This is a genomic window from Altererythrobacter sp. GH1-8 (assembly GCF_043702085.1).
Lineage (GTDB): Bacteria > Pseudomonadota > Alphaproteobacteria > Sphingomonadales > Sphingomonadaceae > Erythrobacter.
In genome coordinates, this window is record NZ_CP171690.1 from 468,535 (window position 1) to 486,010 (window position 17,476).

Consider the following 17,476-nt stretch of genomic DNA (forward strand, 5'->3'; position numbering starts at 1 on the left):
GGCGATCGTCCCCTGCTTCAACTGGCAGTAAGGTCGGGTCCATCGATCAACAGCACCTGTACATCGGCAAGCCCTTCGCGCAGTTTCTTCGCTTCGGCATATTCCGGACTGTTCCAGAAGGCCTTGGCTGCATCGCGGTCCGGCCATTTGGATATTACCATGCTCGCGCCATCGCCCAAATCCCCTTCGAGGCATTCCGCACCCGGCCCGCGCAGCAGATATTCGCCGCCGAACTGGCCGATCAATTCAGCTGCAGCCGCGCCATATCCGGAGATGAATTTCTCGCGCTCATGGATAGCGGCGGTGACAATCATATAGGCGGGCATAACGCGCTCCTTAAATGGGTTTGAATATTGCCAACAGGACCATCGCAGCGACGCAAGTCCAAAGGGCCAGCAGCACCATCGTGGCTTGGCGATAGGTTGTGCGGATGATCGTTTCGCGTTCCGGGCCGGGCCCCTGCTCACGCATCTCTGCCCAGATACGGAAGTGCCGCATGAGGAAGAACCGAATGATCACTCCGCAGCCGATGAGGGCCGCGAACAGCCCGAGCTTTATGCGCAGCCAGAGCGGCATGGTATCAAACGCTCCGAATGCGGCGAGAAGCAAGGCGAGTGCGATGGCATAGCGCACCCAGCGATCAATTTGTGCCAGACGTTCGCCAGTGGCGGACCTCCGCTGGCGGTGGGCCACCTCGACGAGCGCAATCCATGCTGCTCCTACAACCGGCATGGCCCAAAACCACTGCGGCGGCAGGTAGGCCAGGTGACTGGCGAGCATCGCGCCCAGCGTCAATTGCAGGATCAGCGCATAACGCACGTGCTGGTCGACATCCATCAAGTGGTCGGTCATCGCATCGCGCGCGGCGAAATCAATGTCAGGCCGATGCGTGATGAAGCGATACTCGCTGTTGATGCAAAGGTCTGACCCCAGCCAGTAGCCGAGCACTGCGATATGCGCGACAAGGAGTATCGTGTAGCTCACCAGTTGATGGTCCGAAGCTCCACTAGAACGGTTTTACGGCGCCTAGGAAGCAGACCGAGGCGATGGTGATCCAGTAGATATAGGCAGCGATGCGGGCATAGCCGATCTCGCGGTTTAGGGCAGCTTCCTCTGCCGCGTTTGGCCCAGCTGCAAGCACACGAAAGCGAGTCGTCCAACGCCGCATCACCAGCCTCAGGAACAGGCCGATGCACAGTGCAAACGCGTACAGCGCCATCTTCGCCGGGTACCAGTGATTGCCCGCGCTCACATCAATCGGGCCGCTGCCTCCGAATGCCATGAAAGCGAACAGGAACAGTGCGAGAATCAGAGGATAACGCAGCAGTTCTTCCGTGCGCGTGACTGTGATCCCGATATCCGTCTCGCGCTTGAAGAAGGCAGTCCAGGTCATCCCCAGCCACACCGCGAAGAAGAGCCACATCCACCAGATCCCTGCGCCTTCCAGCAGCGGAACGAAGCCATAGATCTTGCCCATGTGCAGTCCCAGTGGGAGCAGCAGCACAATGCCGGTGCGCGCGAGAATGTCGATCCGATAGGCGGTTTCCATGTGCCGCTTGCGCTCTTCAAGACTGAGCGCGGGATTGGTCACATGATAGCTGGTCTGGAACACGCCCCATTCGCCGCCCAGCCAGTAGACCATCGCAAGAATGTGAACCCAGCGCAGAATGCTGAGCTCGTGCATGTCGAGAAATTCCATCGGCCCTCCCTCCGAATTCGACGAGTGCTACTCGCGCGAGAGACGTTCAACAATATCCATGATCGGCGGGTCTTCCGCCTCCAGCGCTTCGACTTCCTGCTGAAAGCCGCGCATGATCCGGCTGATGTAAGCGCGGGTCGCAAGGCCGCGCTCTTCGCCAGCCTTGCGGTCTGGCGCATAGCTTTCGATATCCTCGCGCCGGATCGTACCTTTCTCCTCCAGCAGACGTTCGACGGTGTCCTGGCGTTCACGCAAAGCAGAAACCTCAGCGGCGAGTGCGAAAACAGTCGAATAAAGCCGGTCGAGTGCAGGGTCAGCAAAGTATTCGGGACGCTTGCCCTTGGCGCGCCTGCCCGATGCTTCGATCCAGTCGAAAGGGGTGTCTTCGCTCATGCTGCCTCTGCCTGTTCAAGGGGTTTCCAGGCACCATAGGCGTTCCAGATCGCCGCCCGGCCATAGTCTTCGGTTTCCTCGTCAGGCGAAGGGGGGAAGATGTCCGGGTCGGCCACTGCGCGCACGCCAACCGTGAATTGCGTGTCCTTGGCGAAGCCGGCATCTGCCATCACCTGTTTCATGTCGAGCGCGTGCATCGCGCTCCAGAATGGCTCGTTATTGTTGAACGCATCCCAGTCCCGCATGAACTGTTCGAAAAGCGGCATCTCGTCCGAATATTCGGGCTGTTCGATATGGAAGATGAGCCCGCCCGGCGCGAGCACCCGGTGCGCTTCGCTCATAATACGCGGCATCGCCCGGGCGGAAAGCTCATGCAGGAACATGGTCGTTTGCACCCAGTCGAAATACCCATCCTCCCAGCGCGACAGGTCTTCGCCCGACGCCTGCACGAATGTGATGTTCTTCACACCCAGCCCGGCCGCGCGCGCCGCGCCATAGCGCAGAGAGGACGCTGCGGTGTCGATCGCGATCACCTCTGCGTGGGGAAAAGCCTGCGCCAGCGGCACAGCGTTGTGACCGATCGTGCAGCCAATATCGAGGATGCGGCGCGGCTGCCAATCAGGCCGCTCTTGCTTGATCCATTCGACGATTGCCTGCCCGCCGCCATCGTTCAGTCCGCCCAGCGCACCGCCGGTCGTTGCGAACAGGCCCACATCGTAATTTGCGCCCACGGTCACATCACCGGGGCGCTCACCACCATGATAGCCGCCCGGTTGGCAGTGAATATCGACCGCCGTCTGATAATAAGGCTGCTCAATCGCAGGATCGAGCTCAAGCTGGCCGGAATGCTCATTGAACTGACGCGCCTGCGCGTCGAGTTCGTCCAGCTGCCGCAGCACGATCTGGCGTCCGTTGTGCTGGCGCATCTCCATCGAATTGCGCTTGAGCGCAGACCAGGTACGGTGCCACGGATCCTCGTTCATCGCATCGCGAATCTCGTAGCGGTGCTTGGGCTCGCGCCCGTGCTTGGCCACGAATGCCGGCAGCACACGCTTCTCGTAAGCGAGCTTATTCCCCTTTCCGATTGCTCCGGAAAGGTAGCGGTTGAAGGCAGTCAGGAAGTTGAATCGTGCTGCTTCATCGTGGCTCGTACGCGGCATCATCGGGTGCCGGGTCAGCGCAGTATAAGGGGGTGGCAGATCAGTCATGACATATTTCCATAATTTGTCCGGACAAATTCGCTCAGAGCGGCCAATTTGTCAATGCGCCAATGCGTAAAATCGATCCCTCTGTCTCGCCGTGATCTGCCGCAAGGAAGAGCCGGCCGCATGGGCCGCGATCAATTGCTTCCGGAAAACGTGCCTCGCTGCCTTGCCCGCAAGGCCCGCTTGAGCAATCTGAAGAGGATGGCGATTCTTTCAGACAAGTGGATTCGGGACAAGGCGACGGGCGAAGGCATGATCGAGCCATTCGTGGAGGCTCAACGGCGTGAAGGCGTGATCAGCTACGGCCTGTCCTCCTATGGCTATGACGCGCGGGTGGCGGACGAGTTCAAGATCTTCACCAATGTCGACAGCGCAGTGGTCGATCCCAAGGACTTCGCGGCCAACAGCTTCGTCGATCGCAAGACCGATGTCTGCGTCATTCCGCCCAATTCCTTCGCGCTGGCACGCACGGTCGAGTACTTCCGTGTGCCGGAAGACGTGCTGGTGATCTGCCTTGGCAAAAGCACCTATGCGCGCTGCGGGATCATCGTGAATGTCACCCCGCTGGAGCCGGGCTGGGAAGGCCATGTCACACTGGAGTTTTCCAACACCACGCCGCTGCCTGCAAAAATCTACGCCAATGAAGGCGCGTGCCAGTTCCTGTTCCTCAAGGGCAATGAGCGCTGCGAGACAAGTTACAGGGACCGTGCGGGCAAATATATGGGCCAGCGCGGCGTGACTTTGCCCCGCCTTTAGAGCGGCGAAATATCCCTTTGGTGGCGGTCTGGTGGCGCTGGTGCGCCAATGTTCGCGTGCGTGACAGTGTTAATTCTCACCTGTCGAGCACGAGAGAGTTATTTGCGCGGCCCTCCAGCGCCTGATGTAATGAGGCCGGTCAGCAGACAATCGACGGGTTGATCGACGAAAATTGCCGGTCAGCCCAAGGGAGCGATGAACGCACCAAATCTTTGTTTTTCGTCTGCAAAGGGGGGAAAATGCTGTCCAGTACCAAGCGTAACCTCGCCGTAACCTGCTCGCTTGTGAGCATTCTCGCACTGACATCTCAGCCCGTTATGGCTCAGGATGAGAACACGCAGCCGCAAGCCACCACTTCGGCACCCGCCAATGGCGGCGAAATCATTGTGACCGCGCGTAAGCGCGACGAAACTCTGCTGGAAGTGCCGGTAGCTGTGACCGCGTTTTCGCAAGAGAACCTCGACAAGCTTGGCGTGAACAGCCTGCAGGATCTTTCGTCATTCGCTCCCGGGTTTGATTTCAATAACAATGACCGCGTCAACTCACTGATCCGGTTCCGAGGCCTCGAGGCTGTGGTCAACACCCCTGCATCGCGCACCGGCGCGGTGTTTTGGGACGGCGCCTATGTGTCTGACGGCAATGCCATCCTGCCGTTGTTTGATCTCGGCCGTGTGGAAGTCATCAAGGGGCCGCAGAACGCCTTTTTCGGACGGAACACATTTTCCGGAGCCGTCAATTTCATTTCCGCTGAGCCAGGCGATGACTGGAGCGGCAAGGCAATGGCATCCTACTCGCCGTCTCACCAGGACAGCCACAACCTGACTTTCGCAGTCGGCGGACCAGTGAGCGATACAGTCGGCATTCGCGTTGCAGGGATGACAGAGCGGGTTGGCGGTGATTGGGAATATCTCAATGGCGACCCCTATGGCCAGATCAACACCGATGCGCTGATGGCATCGATCGTGTTCAGGCCCAACGATGCCTTGAAGATCAAGGCCAACGGCTTTTATGTCTGGTCAGACGATACGATCGTCCAGGCCTCACAGCAGGGAACGACCGCGCCGGGCGATTGCAACCAGACCTATTCGGGCGACCTGCGTCGCGTTGCGACCGGCGAGATCGTCGGATCATTCTCCACTGATCTGTCGAATTCCACCTTACGGATTTTCTGCCGCGATTATCCTGATCTTGATGATGTCGCGCCGGACATTCCATTGGCGGGGCAATTCGGCCCTGACTTTCTGACCTTTGGTGCGGTCACCCCGGCATTGGCCACGACATTGCCGGTCGAGCTTGAAGGTCGCGGCCTTCGTGCGCCCGACGGTCTTGGCGGCAAGTACAGGCTGTGGCGCGGAAACCTGACGGCTGATTACACGCTCGCCAATGACGCAACCATCAGCGCGATCCTGTCGCGCGGCGAAGCCAGCAATTACAACATTCAGGATTCGTTTTTCGGCGACCCGCTATTCCGCAATCTGGGCCTCAACACGGTGTTGTTCGGCTTTATCCGCTGGACACGCGATAGCTTTGCGGAAGTGCGTTACACATCAGAGCAAACCGGTCCGCTGCGCTATATGCTGGGCTTCAGCTATTACGACCAGAAGCTGGAATCCTCCGGACTTCAGGCTCGCAAGGTTCTCAATTTCGAGAATGGCGAGAACTACGGCATCTTCGGTTCGGTCGATTACGACATCACCGAACAGCTGACACTTTCACTCGAAGGTCGCTGGAACAAGGACAAGCAGGTCATCGAATTCAATGGCCCGACAGAAATCCTGCCGACTGAAACACCGGCAGTGCTGGGAGAAGAACAGTCATTCAGCAAATTCATGCCGCGCGTGATCCTGTCCTATCAGCCCAATACAGACATGAACCTCTATGCGAGCTGGTCAAAGAGCAACATTCAAGGTGTGTCGACCAATGCTGAGAATTACGCCGTGGCTGTGCCCGGCGCAGGGCTCAATGCAGATACGGTGGGCTTCTTCACGCCGGTCCAGACACTGGAAGCGTACGAAATCGGCTTGAAGCACCAGGTCGATGATTGGCTCTATTATTCGATTGCGGCCTATTACTGGGACTGGAAAAATCAGGTTTTTGCTGAGCTCAGCTCCAACTTCACACCGCTCAACCTCGCTGGCGATTCAGAGATCAAGGGCGTGGATATTGAAGCGGTGCTGACGCCGACGACATGGCTGAGGCTGTCAGGCTCCGCCAACTACAACGACATCGAGTTGCAGGACTTCGCTGGCGCAGGTTCGCTTGCCAACGCAGTGCTGGCCCCCGGACTTGCCACGGGCGGCGTGCAGATCGATTCGAGCGGCGGCCGCCCGCGCTGGAACCCGAAATGGAGCGGCAGCCTGTCTGCCGAGCTCGATATGGGTGACATTCTGGATTACGAACCCGGCGCCTTTATCCGCGTTGACGGTGCTTACACCGGCCGGTTCTTCACGGACAATTTTGGTTGGGCCTCGGTCCCGGGTTACTGGAAGTTCAACGCGCGGGCAGGCGTCAACCTGACCGACAACTTCGCGCTTGAGGTTTATGGCAACAACATCTTCAACGACCTCAGCTGGGGAACCTCGGTAGGCGACACGTCCACTCTCGGCGGACGCAAGGGCTTTGGCGTTCTGCCCCGCAAGCGCGAGGTTGGTGTAAGGTTGATAGCCGAATTCTGAGGAGGAGTGTTCGGGGCGCGACACCGTGATCGGCTGTACGCGTCCCGCAGGGCCAACTCCGACCGAAGATCCGATACCCGAATTCTGATTGGCATGCGCGGTTCTGCAGTTTTTGGAGCCGCGCGATCCGTTACGTCTTTGACTCTGCCAATCGCAGCGCGCATTGAACCAGCCAAAGGAGAGTACCTTCATGGCTGACGAACCCCGCGAATTCGACATCATTGTCTATGGCGCAACCGGCTACACCGGACGTCTGGTCGCTGAATATCTGAGCAATCACTATGGCGACCGCGCTGACGGCCCCAAATGGGCCATGGCAGGGCGCAGTCTGGACAAGCTCGAAAGCGTGCGCGACGAAATCGGCGCACCAGCCTCGACTCCTCTGGTGGTCGCTGATGCCGACGATCCAGCCAGCCTCGAAGCGATGTGTCGCCGGACCAAGGTTGTCCTCACTACAGTCGGCCCATATCAGCTCTACGGCGATGCTCTGGTTGAGGCTTGCGTGAAGACCGGCACGGATTACGCCGACTTGTGCGGCGAGCCCGCCTGGATGCGCGAACAGATCGACAAGCACGAAGATGCCGCCAAGGAGAGCGGCGCGCGCATTTGCTTCTCGTCCGGGTTTGATTCGATCCCCTTCGATCTCGGCGTCTTGATGACTCAGAAGGAAGCCCGCAAGCGTACCGGCAAGCCCTCGCCCCGCATTCGCGGGCGAGTGCGCGCCATGAAGGGGACATTCTCAGGCGGTACCGCCGCGAGCCTGACGGCGACGATGAAGGCGGCGGCGACCAACCCCAGGATCATCAAGATTCTGCGCAGTTCCTTTGGCCTGACGCCGGGCTTCAATGGCCCCGATCAGCCTTCGGGCATGATCCCGACGTACGAAAAGGACTTGGGCAAATGGGCCGCGCCCTTCGTTATGGCGCCGATCAACACCAAGAACGTGCACCGGACCAATTTCCTGCTCGGCCATCCGTATGGCGACGATTTCGTCTATGACGAGATGATGCTGACCAGCCCCGGCGATGCGGGCAAGGCGGCAGCCAATGCCGTTGCTGAGATGATGAAGAACCCGTTTGGGGCGAAGCCACCCAAACCCGGTGAGGGGCCCACGAAAGAGCAGCGCGAAAACGGCTACTACGATGTGCTTTTCGTCGCTGACCTGCCAGATGGCGAGACGCTCCATTACAGCGTCAAGGGCAAATACGATCCGGGCTACGGCTCGACCAGCCGGATGCTGGCTGAGACCGGCATCGCCTTGTTGTCATGCGACAAGCCCGGCGGCATAGGCACACCGGGCTCGTTCCTGGGTGAAGCTCTGGTTGACCGGCTGCAGGAGCATGCCGAGCTGACTTTCACAGCGGAGAATTAGGGCCTGCGAGGAGCGTCCCCGCTGGTTCGGGGGGATAGACCACGGGGACGCTCTGCCGAAAACTCCTAGAAGCTGAACCGGACGCTTGCCTTGATATTACGGCCTGCGAGCGGAACGAAGTCCTTGGTGAAGCTCGCATGGCGGCGGCCGGTCACGTCGAAGATGTTGTCCGCACCAACCAGCACAGTAACGCCGTCATTGTTCTTGAACGGACGCCAGGCGACCGACAGGTTGACAAATGCAAAGCTGTCGGTGGGCGTTTCGATGTCAGACACCCGATCTTGCTTTGCAAACCACTGCAGCTCGGCGCGGGCATCAAAAGCAGAGGTCTGTGCTTCCAGCGCGCCGAGCAGGCTCAGCGGCGGAATGCGCGGGACCGGAGTGCCGTCATCCAGCGTTGCGCGGATGTAGTCTCCGCGCACATCGGCTAGCAGTGTAAAGGAACCCGTATCGTAAAGCGGATAGGTCACTGAACCTTCGAGACCGAAATATTTCGCGTCGTCCTGAAGGTACTGGAACACTGGCAGACCGTCTTCCTCAAGCCCTGTATCGATGAGGTAGATATAGTTGCTGAACCAGTTCTGGTAGATCGCAAAGTTCAGCTCGGCCTTGCCAAGGCGCCCGCGGACAAAGCCTTCGACACCCCATGCGGATTCGACATCGAGTGCTGGGTCGCCGACTTCAAACGCTTGCGTTGCGATATGCGGGCCGTCGGAGAAGAGCTCTTCCGCGCTGGGTGCGCGCTCTGCCCGGCTTACATTGACCCCGGCGCGCAGGGCCTCGTCGCTTTCATAGATCAGGCCCGCTGCTGCAGAGAAAGTCTCGAAGTCGCGCTCCAGCCCGAGCGTCTGCGATTCGACATCGGTCAGCTCAAGCCGCGCTGCTGCTTCAAGCTGGATCGGCCCCTTGCCGAATTCCTGCAGAGCGAAAATGGCGAACTGGTCGGTGATGTTCGGCGGGACATAGGCTTCTTCACCGACGGCGAAGAAATCACGGTGGAGATATTGCAGGCCAAAGGACCCGCGCGAAAAGCCGCTGTCAGCTTGCGCGATCTCCAGGCGAGCTTCGACGCTTTCAACGTCGAACACTGTACCGACTTCGTCGCCTTCGAATTCCGTGTGGGTGTAGTCGGAGTACCCGATGCGAGCGACCAGTTTGTCGAGGAAGCCGTCGCCCAAATCGAGTTGGCCGCGTAAATCTGCGCGGAATTGCTCGAGGTCGATCGAGACGATCTCTTCGCCCTCTTCCTCGCCTTCTTCCTCTTCGCCTTCTTCGCCTTCTTCGCCGTGAGCATGTTCCATCCCGGGGCGGCCCGGCACACCATAGCGCGTGTCATACCAGCCGACCGATGCGCCAAGAGAGTTCTCTCCATCAATGAAGGCGACGCCGGCATTGGCGGTCCAGGTCTTGGTGGCGCTGTTCGGCAAGATGCCGCGCTGTGCTGCGGCTTCGCGGAATTCTTCCGCTTCTTCCAGCTCGCCTTCGGCCTCTTCTTCATCCGCTTCTTCGAGCAGTTCTTCGCGCAACGCCTCCGACAGCTGGAATCCGGCGATCTCCAGATCGTTCGTGTCGCGATAGCTGCCATTGGCGTGCACTACAAACCGCTCGCCCAAAGGCACGTCTACGGACAAGGCACCTTCGCGCATGTCGGCAGCCGAGTTCCATGCGAGCAAGCCATCGAGGTGGACTGGCTCATCCGGCACCCGGCGCGGGATACGCTTGTCGATCACGTTGACCGCGCCGCCAATCGCCTGACTGCCGAACAGCATGACCGCCGGGCCGCGCAGCACTTCGATCCGCTCTGCCGTTAGCGGGTCGATTGTGGTCGCATGGTCGACGCTGGTATTAGAGACGTCGGCTGTGCCCAAGCCATCGACCAGAACGCGCACGCGCTCACCCTGAAAGCCGCGTAAGACGGGGCGCGAGGCGCCGGGCGCAAATCCGGTGGCGGAAACGCCGGGTAATTTGACCAGCACTTCGCCGATCTGTCCATCAAGGCTGCGCTGGATTTCTGCGGCTTCAAAGACGGCCGTGCCCGCCAGCAGATCGAGCTGTGCAAGGCCTTGCGCACTGACGATGATCTGACCCTGATAATCGACTCGGCGATCATGCAGGTCGTCATCCACGCGTTCATCGGCAGGAGCATCTGCTTCTTCCGGGCTCGAGGGCGGATCGGACTCTTGCGATGCGGCAGGGACAGGCGAAAGGGCGATGGCGGCGAGAGCGAGACTCACTGCAGTGGTGGTTTTATGATACAACATATCGCGGCGATATAGCGGTGCGATGCAGAACTGCAAGCCGGAAACTTCAGTCAAAGCGATCGGCAACTGAAATCCGATTGTCAGGCACCCGCGCGGAACTCTAACGAGCCCAAGCGCGGGTCCATAAGAACGATATGGTCCGGGAGATCCGCGGAAACAATGGAGCGGGCGAGGCGATTCGAACGCCCGACCCCAACCTTGGCAAGGTTGTGCTCTACCCCTGAGCTACGCCCGCTCACTGACGCTCGCTAGCGAAGGCGCTAAGCGCTCTCTTCGCTGGGGAGCGGCGCGATTAGCAGCGCGTCCCGCGCCTCGCAAGCGCAAAATTGCATCAAATTACGCAATTGCACGCTGAACTGCCCCTTGGTTTCGCAAAGTGCCTTTACATCCCCCCTTGCGGACCCACATGGAGAGCCAAGCATTGTAAATGCGGGTCCCAGGACGATCCGCGCCGCCAAGGAGTATCAAAGTGGCCAGCATGGGTCTCAATCTCGACGAACAAAAAGCCGTCGATCGTTTCCGCCAGAATGTCGTCGAACCATCGATGTCGAGCCTTGTTATCCTCGACTTCTGGGCCGAATGGTGCGGGCCGTGCAAGGCTCTCGCGCCCGTTCTTGAGAAGGTCGCTGCTGAGTATGCCGAAAAAGGCGTGGTGCTCGCCAAGATCAACGTCGACGAAGAGCAATTCATCGCCGCTCAGTTCCAGGTCAAGTCGATCCCGACGGTTTACGCGATGTTCCAGGGTCAGCCGGTCGCCGACCTGACCGGTGCACGCACCGAATCGCAACTGAAGCAGATGCTCGACCAGATCCTGGGCCAGTTGCCTATCCAGGCTGGCGGGGAAGGCGGCGCGAATGCGAGGGCAGAACAGGACGTCAGCCAGTTTGTCGCGATGGGTGAGGAAGTACTGGAAGGCGGCGATGCCGAGCGCGCTGCAGGTATCTTTGCCCAGGTCGTGGAGATGGCGCCTGACAACGCCGCGGCGCAGTCTGGCCTCGTCCGTTCACTCACCGCTGCGGGCCATGTCGAACAGGCCCAGGCAGCGCTCGATGCTGCACGGCACAACCCGGCGATAGCCGAAGACCCGGCGCTGGCTGCAGCGGCAAGCGCGATCGAACTCGCCAGCAACAGGGTCGATGACAGCGAGCTTGCGGGCCTTCGTGACGATGCGCAGGCGAACCCTGAAGACATGGACAAGCAGTTCAGCTTTGCCGAGGCGGCCTTCGCTGCTGGTGCGCGCGATGAGGCCGCTGACACGCTGCTCGCGATGGTCAAAAGAGACCGCGAGTGGAACGACAGCGCTGCCCGCGCCAAGCTATTGCAGATTTTCGAAGCCGTCGGGCTGGAAGACGAATGGGTGGTATCAACGCGCCGCCGTCTTTCCAGGATTTTGTTCGGATAGGATGCTACAAGACCCGACATGACCAAGCGCCTTTCGATCTTCCCGCTGCCCGGCGCGATCCTTTTTCCCGGATTGCAATTGCCGCTGCACATCTTCGAGCCGCGCTATCGCGAGCTTGTCGGCGATGCGCTCGTGCGCGACCGCCAAATCGCGATGATCCAGCCGAAAAAGCCGGTTGAAGGCGCGCCGCTTTATGCGGTTGGCTGTGTCGGCAAGATCGGCGAGATCGAAGCGATGGATGATGGCCGCTACAATCTCATCCTCGAGGGACAAAGCCGGTTCCGGATGATCAAGGAACTCGACGTGACGACCGGCTTTCGCCAGATCGAAGCCGAGCTTCTGCCTGACGACGAGAACGCGGCTCTTTCCCCAATCGAACGCGCCGGATTCGAACAGCAGGCACGCAAATTCGCTGATCGCCAGGGTTACAGGGTCGACTGGGATTCGGTGGAGCGGCTCGACGATCACGCGCTCATCAACGGCGTCTCTCAGATCGCGCCGTTCGATCCGGCGAGCAAGCAAGCTCTGCTGGAAGCGGAAAACCTCAACGCGCGCTGCGAGCTGCTGATCCAGCTGATGCAGTTCTATGGCCGCACCGACGGCGATGAGGAAATCATCACGCTGCAGTAGAAGTCACGAGTGTACAGATGTCCGGACTCAGACGGGCGAGAGTGCGGGTGGTAACGTCCGTAATTGGGTGGAGAAGCGACCTCGCACGCTCCTTTGGTGATATCAGCCGATCGTAACTTGATTGGCGGGCATGCTGAATGTCCAAACCCACGGTAGGATGAGTAGGATTATGCAAAGCCCTCCAGCAAGTGCCCACCCGAAATTTCGTCCAACGGCATCAAGTAACGTTCGAGAGCTGACGTAGATTGCCACCCCGATGCTGCTGATGACGACGAAGCCAAGGAGGAACCATGCCATGGCCTCCGAATCCGGCACGGCATAGGCAGCTACAAGCGGAGCCAACAGAACCACAGCGCAAAGCGCACCCGCACAGGCCAAGACGATCTTTCCCTGCCGAAAATCGGCGAACGCTCTTGCTGCACAATATATCGGCACGATGTAGATGAACGCGTTCATCGCGAAGGACATGGCCCAGAAGCTCATTCGTTTCCGATAACACAAATGGGGCTGTAGGTCCGCAATTAGGTCGCAAACGGACCTGCCGCAAACTGATCGTTAGATCCCGAAGCTTCCTTTCAGTCCGTCGATCACATATTGAGCGGCAAGCGCTGCCAGCAGCACGCCGAGCAGCCGCGTGATGACCGCCTCGACCCGGTCGCCCAAAAGCTTGATCAGCGGACCTGCCGCAACCAGCGCGATCGCGGTGATCAGCAATACCGCACCCAGCGCGCCGAGCACTACCAGCGTTTCTTCCGGCGTGTCAGTCTCGTTCATCAGCAGCATGATCGCAGCAATCGCACCCGGCCCTGCGAGCATCGGCATCGCCATCGGAAAGACCGAAACGTCCTCGACCTCCGGTGTTGCGGCCACTTTGTTGGCGCGCTCTTCGCGCCTTTGCTGACGCTTCTCGAACACCATTTCAAAGGCGATCCAGAACAGCATGAAACCACCAGCGATGCGGAAGCTGTCGAGCTCGATATGGAGCGCGTCGAGCAATTCCTCGCCCAGCAGCGCGAAGAACAGCAGGATCACGGTCGCAATAGCGCTCGCGCGCAGGGCCATGGCCGTGCGCTGCCTCTGGCTCGCGCCCTTGGTGAGGCCGGCATAGATCGGCGCACAGCCGGGTGGGTCGATCACGACGAACAGCGTGATGAAGGCAGAGATGAAAAGCTCGTACATAGCCGAGCGCCCTTAGTATCAATCGATCGGCGCGGGAAGAGTCTCGTCCAGAGCCACTTGCCATTTGCCCGGCGTCAACCAGTCGACGATGATACGCCGCTCGCCTTCGGGAGAGTGCTCCCAGCGCCAGCGCAGAGTGCCATCGCGCGACATCCGGCCACCTTGCGAAGCATCATCAGTGATGTTGTAGGCAGGCGCGCTCGGCACTTCCTCGCCAGCACGGGGGCAGTGGGCGACCAGCCCCGTGATCGAATCCATTCGGGTCACAACGATGTCTTCTGGGGCAAGGTCCGGAATCGGATCGCGCGCTGGCGGCTGCGGGTTGTCCGGCGCGCCTCCATCGTAGATCCATTTGTAGGACCGGTCGCTCTGCCGCTCCCAGACGGTGTAATAGGTGCCGACAAGCCCGTCAGGGTCAACGAAGCGGCCTGTACTCACGGCAAGCGCGCCATCACAGCTCATCCATATGCTGCGCGGTTCCCATTGCACGGCCTTGTCCGGATTGGACTGAACAGCGAGCCAGGGGTCCGCCGCTATCGGGCCATTACGGCCATGCATGATCGCGCCTGGGGCGGCAAAGGCGCGGAATGCCGTCCATTGTCCCTCTTCACGGGCAGCTCGGGCAAATTCGAGCTCGGTTTTCACGATTGTACTCGGCTGCGCTTCACCCGGAGCTCCCGCCAGCGCGCGGTTGATGACCTGTTCGGGGATGCGCGGGCGTTGCTGCCCGCAGGCGGCGAGGATTGCGGCAAGGCCAATGATGATGGCAATGCGTTTCACAGGTCGCCCGGTACCGCAAGGCCTGCATTGCGATAGGCCGCGACGAGCGTGTTGCGCAGGAGCACCGCGATGGTCATCGGGCCGACGCCGCCCGGGACCGGCGTGATGGCCCCCGCCACTTCGCTCGCTTCATTGTAAGCGACATCGCCCACCAGCCTGCCCTTCTCGCTGCCGGGCTCGGGCGGCAAGCGGTTGATCCCGACATCAATCACGGTTGCACCTTGTTTGAGCCATTCGGCTTTCACCATCTCGGCTCTTCCTACTGCCGCCACCACGATGTCTGCGCGCTTAACCACAGCCGGAAGGTCCTTGGTGCGGCTATGGGCGATCGTGACGGTTGCATTGGCATCGAGCAGGAGCTGGGCCATCGGCTTGCCGACGATGTTGGAGCGGCCGATTACGACCGCTTCAAGGCCTGAGAGATCGCCCAGCCGGTCGGTTAGCAGCATCATGCAGCCAAGCGGCGTGCAGGGCACGAACCCGCTCTGGCCGACTGACAGGCGACCCGCATTGATGACGTGAAATCCGTCGACATCCTTGTCCGGGCTGATCGCGGAAATGATCGCCTGTTCATCGAGATGATCTGGCAGCGGCAGCTGGACGAGGATACCGTCCACGCTGTCATCCTGATTCAGTTGCTCGACCAGCGCGAGCAGGTCTTCAGACGATGTATCAGCGGGCAAACGATGCTCAAAGCTTGCCATGTTGGCCGCCACCGTCGCCTTGCCCTTGCTGCCGACGTAGACCTGGCTCGCCGGGTCCTCGCCGACCAGCACCACCGCAAGGCCCGCCTTGCGGCCGGCGGCCTGTTCGAAGCTTGCGGCGTATTCGCCAACGCGCTCGCGCAGGCGGGCGGCAAACGCCTTTCCGTCAATCCGTGTCGCTGTCATCAGAAGATAATGCTTCCCAGAACGATCATGATGATCTGAAGGACTATGATCAATACGAGCGGGCTGAAATCGATCGCGCCTGTATTGGGGAGCATGTTCCGGATCGGTCGCAGAATCGGATCAAGGAAGCGGTTGATGGAGTTGTAGAACGCCATCAGGAAGTCGTTCGATTGACTGACGACGTTGAACGCGAAGAGCAGCCCAATTATGAACTGAATGATGATCAGCATGACCAGCGCGCTGGTGAGCAGATCGATGATTTGGTAAAGGGCGACAAGACCCGTCATTGGACTCTCTTCTGGTTTGTGTTGGCGGTGATGCGTCTTATACAGCTAATACGGCGAGTAGCGGTCTGCAAGGTCTACCCCTTGCGGATCAGCGTACCAGCCCCGCGCGCCGTGAAGAATTCCAGCAGCATGGCGTGCCCAACGCGTCCATCAAGGACAACCGCAGCTTCGCAGCCCGCCTCGACCGCTGAAACGCAGGTTTCAAGCTTGGGGATCATGCCGCCGGAAATGGTCCCGTCTTGCTTGAGCGCAGCGATGTCGGCTGGCGTGAGGTCCGTCAGCAATTCGCCTTGCTTGCTGAGGACACCCGCGACATCGGTCAGCAGGAACAGCCGTGCCGCGCCGAGCGCGGCTGCAATCGCACCTGCCATGGTGTCTGCGTTGATGTTGTAGGTCTCGCCATCCGCGCCTGCAGCAATCGGCGCGATGATCGGGATCATGCCCGCATTGACCGCCGTGTCGATGATGGTCGTATCGACCGTGGTCGGCTCACCCACAAAACCCAGATCGACCGCGCGTTCGATGTTGCTTTCCGGATCGCGTGTCGTGCGCTCGACCTTGGTCGCGGTGACGAGCCCGCCATCCTTGCCGGAAATGCCGATTGCCTTGCCGCCTGCGCCCGCGATCCAGCTGACCAGCTGCTTGTTGATCGCGCCGGAAAGCACCATTTCGGCGACTTCCGCCGTCGCCGCATCGGTGACCCGCAGCCCGTCGACAAAGGTGCTTTCGACCCCCAGCTTCTTGAGCATGGCGCCGATCTGAGGGCCTCCGCCATGGACCACCACCGGATTGATACCGACCGCTTTCAGCAGCACGATGTCTTCTGCAAAGTCGCGCGCAGCTTCTGGATTGCCCATCGCATGGCCGCCATACTTCACTACGAAAGTGCGGCCGGCATAGCGCTGAAAATAAGGCAGGGCCTCAATCAGCACTTCGGCCTTGGCCAGGTTCGTTGTGTCGCTGCTATCGCTCATGACGGTCCGTTTCCAACTCGCTTCGCCCGCGCGCTTAGCGGCTTAGTGCCTCGCAGGGAAGAGAAGAGCTAGCCGTCAAGTTCTGCTGCGAGCGCAGCAAAATTCGAGTGACCCGTTACCGGAAGCACGCGGTCCGCCCACAAGGAGTCGATCTGCTGAGCAATCCCGGCAGGAATAGTCTTCGCATCGCTCCCTTCGGCCTGCACCTTGGTGGAATCGCTTGCGGCTGGAATTCCGATATTCCGCTCTAGCGCTTCTGCAACAAGCTTGTCGTCAAACTTGTCCATATGCTCAACCATGAAAGCCCGCGTGGTCCGATGATCGACAAGATCGGCCAGGTCCTGCGTCAAGTCGGTCCCGATGAATTGGGCAAGTCGGGCAATCACGGCGCGCTTGTTCTTCACTGCCCAGTGATAGGTCGTGAGGAGCGTATCGGGCTCGTTGTGCCGCGCGTACCAGCTCAGCAAATGGGTGAAATAGTCGCAGCCACCCGGCCCTCCGCCCATGAAGAACGGCATGAATTCCTCCATCGGGATCGCATCGCGCTCGATATGCCAGCCATTGAAGAAGCGGTAGAAGGAGACAAAGCATTCCTTGGGATCGCGCAGGGTCACGACGTAGCGCATGCCCGCAGGCAGCCGTTCATATTCGCGATGAGATTTGAAGCCGCGTGGATCCGCTTTTTGCGGGGCATTGAGGTCCAGCCCGATCATCGTGCCGGTATCGTCCCAGGGGACAACCCGGCTGATATCGTCGAAATCCATGTCGCCACCCGTGCGTAGCTGATGGAACATCTGCTGCATCAAAGTCGTGCCGCTCTTGGCCCAGGGCGTGATAAAGACATCGCCCACTTGCGGCTCATACGGGCGATAGTCAGGCGATGGCTTAGCGGCCATAGCCTCCATATTCTCCGCGAATTCCTCGATAGATCGCGCACGTCCGGCCATATCTTTATCCTTCTGTTTGTGCGCCC

At 59.9% G+C, this 17,476-nt stretch carries 18 protein-coding genes and 1 tRNA gene; 5 read left to right on the forward strand and 14 right to left on the reverse strand.

The window, feature by feature from the left end:
• Positions 1 to 17: 17 nt before the first annotated feature.
• From ACG9DO_RS02260 to ACG9DO_RS02280, 5 genes are read right to left on the reverse strand one after another with little or no spacing between them, the layout of a single operon-like run.
• Positions 18 to 326, reverse strand: coding sequence for a DUF1330 domain-containing protein (locus ACG9DO_RS02260; protein ID WP_394730105.1), 309 nt, complete (start codon positions 324 to 326; stop codon positions 18 to 20).
• 10 nt (positions 327 to 336) lie between these two features.
• Complete coding sequence (locus tag ACG9DO_RS02265) at positions 337 to 984, reverse strand: hypothetical protein (protein WP_394730106.1); 648 nt, start codon at positions 982 to 984, stop codon at positions 337 to 339.
• Positions 985 to 1,006: 22 nt separating this feature from the next.
• Positions 1,007 to 1,699, reverse strand: a complete 693-nt coding sequence (locus ACG9DO_RS02270; RefSeq protein WP_394730107.1) for a hypothetical protein — start codon at positions 1,697 to 1,699, stop codon at positions 1,007 to 1,009.
• A 27-nt stretch (positions 1,700 to 1,726) separates the two neighbouring features.
• Positions 1,727 to 2,092, reverse strand: a complete 366-nt coding sequence (locus ACG9DO_RS02275) for a hypothetical protein (protein WP_394730108.1) — start codon at positions 2,090 to 2,092, stop codon at positions 1,727 to 1,729.
• Positions 2,089 to 3,300 carry a methyltransferase domain-containing protein gene (locus tag ACG9DO_RS02280; protein WP_394730109.1) on the reverse strand — a complete coding sequence of 404 codons (1,212 nt, stop codon included), beginning with the start codon at positions 3,298 to 3,300 and terminating at the stop codon, positions 2,089 to 2,091. Before ACG9DO_RS02280 ends, ACG9DO_RS02275 begins: the two co-directional genes overlap by 4 nt.
• A 198-nt stretch (positions 3,301 to 3,498) precedes the next feature.
• Here ACG9DO_RS02280 and dcd point away from each other — a divergent pair, with 198 nt between their 5' ends.
• The 3 genes from dcd to ACG9DO_RS02295 all read left to right on the forward strand — a co-directional run bounded on the left by dcd (position 3,499) and on the right by ACG9DO_RS02295 (position 8,100).
• Entirely contained in the window at positions 3,499 to 4,053 is a 555-nt protein-coding gene (gene dcd, locus ACG9DO_RS02285) for a dCTP deaminase (protein WP_394730110.1), read from the forward strand.
• Positions 4,054 to 4,292: 239 nt separating this feature from the next.
• Complete coding sequence (locus ACG9DO_RS02290) at positions 4,293 to 6,728, forward strand: TonB-dependent receptor (protein ID WP_394730111.1); 2,436 nt, start codon at positions 4,293 to 4,295, stop codon at positions 6,726 to 6,728.
• Between the two features lie 190 nt (positions 6,729 to 6,918).
• Entirely contained in the window at positions 6,919 to 8,100 is a 1,182-nt protein-coding gene (locus ACG9DO_RS02295; protein ID WP_394730112.1) for a saccharopine dehydrogenase family protein, read from the forward strand.
• Between the two features lie 65 nt (positions 8,101 to 8,165).
• On the opposite strand, the gene ACG9DO_RS02300 is transcribed toward ACG9DO_RS02295, so the two are convergent.
• Both ACG9DO_RS02300 and ACG9DO_RS02305 read right to left on the reverse strand, forming a co-directional pair.
• Positions 8,166 to 10,361 carry a TonB-dependent receptor gene (locus tag ACG9DO_RS02300; protein WP_394730113.1) on the reverse strand — a complete coding sequence of 732 codons (2,196 nt, stop codon included), beginning with the start codon at positions 10,359 to 10,361 and terminating at the stop codon, positions 8,166 to 8,168.
• A gap of 160 nt (positions 10,362 to 10,521) precedes the next feature.
• Positions 10,522 to 10,596 (reverse strand) — tRNA-Gly (locus tag ACG9DO_RS02305).
• A gap of 243 nt (positions 10,597 to 10,839) precedes the next feature.
• Between ACG9DO_RS02305 and trxA the strand changes: the two genes are divergently transcribed.
• Positions 10,840 to 11,763 (forward strand): thioredoxin, encoded by a 924-nt coding sequence (gene trxA / locus ACG9DO_RS02310; RefSeq protein ID WP_394731167.1) that lies wholly within the window; start codon positions 10,840 to 10,842, stop codon positions 11,761 to 11,763.
• Positions 11,764 to 11,781: 18 nt separating this feature from the next.
• Positions 11,782 to 12,393, forward strand: a complete 612-nt coding sequence (locus ACG9DO_RS02315) for an LON peptidase substrate-binding domain-containing protein (protein ID WP_394730114.1) — start codon at positions 11,782 to 11,784, stop codon at positions 12,391 to 12,393.
• Between the two features lie 102 nt (positions 12,394 to 12,495).
• On the opposite strand, the gene ACG9DO_RS02320 is transcribed toward ACG9DO_RS02315, so the two are convergent.
• From ACG9DO_RS02320 to ACG9DO_RS02350, 7 genes are all read right to left on the reverse strand, one after another.
• Positions 12,496 to 12,876 (reverse strand): hypothetical protein, encoded by a 381-nt coding sequence (locus tag ACG9DO_RS02320; protein WP_394730115.1) that lies wholly within the window; start codon positions 12,874 to 12,876, stop codon positions 12,496 to 12,498.
• 72 nt (positions 12,877 to 12,948) lie between these two features.
• Entirely contained in the window at positions 12,949 to 13,572 is a 624-nt protein-coding gene (locus ACG9DO_RS02325; RefSeq protein ID WP_394730116.1) for a MarC family protein, read from the reverse strand.
• Between the two features lie 18 nt (positions 13,573 to 13,590).
• The gene (locus ACG9DO_RS02330) at positions 13,591 to 14,352 is read right to left on the reverse strand and encodes a hypothetical protein (RefSeq protein WP_394730117.1); all 762 of its coding nucleotides are present in this window, start codon (positions 14,350 to 14,352) and stop codon (positions 13,591 to 13,593) included.
• Complete coding sequence (folD, locus tag ACG9DO_RS02335) at positions 14,349 to 15,242, reverse strand: bifunctional methylenetetrahydrofolate dehydrogenase/methenyltetrahydrofolate cyclohydrolase FolD (protein WP_394730118.1); 894 nt, start codon at positions 15,240 to 15,242, stop codon at positions 14,349 to 14,351. Before folD ends, ACG9DO_RS02330 begins: the two co-directional genes overlap by 4 nt.
• Entirely contained in the window at positions 15,242 to 15,529 is a 288-nt protein-coding gene (locus tag ACG9DO_RS02340) for a YggT family protein (RefSeq protein ID WP_394730119.1), read from the reverse strand. The genes folD and ACG9DO_RS02340 overlap by 1 nt, the downstream gene beginning before the upstream one ends.
• 74 nt (positions 15,530 to 15,603) lie before the next feature.
• Positions 15,604 to 16,503: an acetylglutamate kinase gene (argB, locus tag ACG9DO_RS02345; protein WP_394730120.1), complete on the reverse strand. Its 900-nt coding sequence runs from the start codon at positions 16,501 to 16,503 to the stop codon at positions 15,604 to 15,606.
• Between the two features lie 68 nt (positions 16,504 to 16,571).
• Positions 16,572 to 17,450, reverse strand: coding sequence for a sulfotransferase domain-containing protein (locus ACG9DO_RS02350; protein WP_394730121.1), 879 nt, complete (start codon positions 17,448 to 17,450; stop codon positions 16,572 to 16,574).
• Between the last annotated feature and the right edge of the window lie 26 nt (positions 17,451 to 17,476).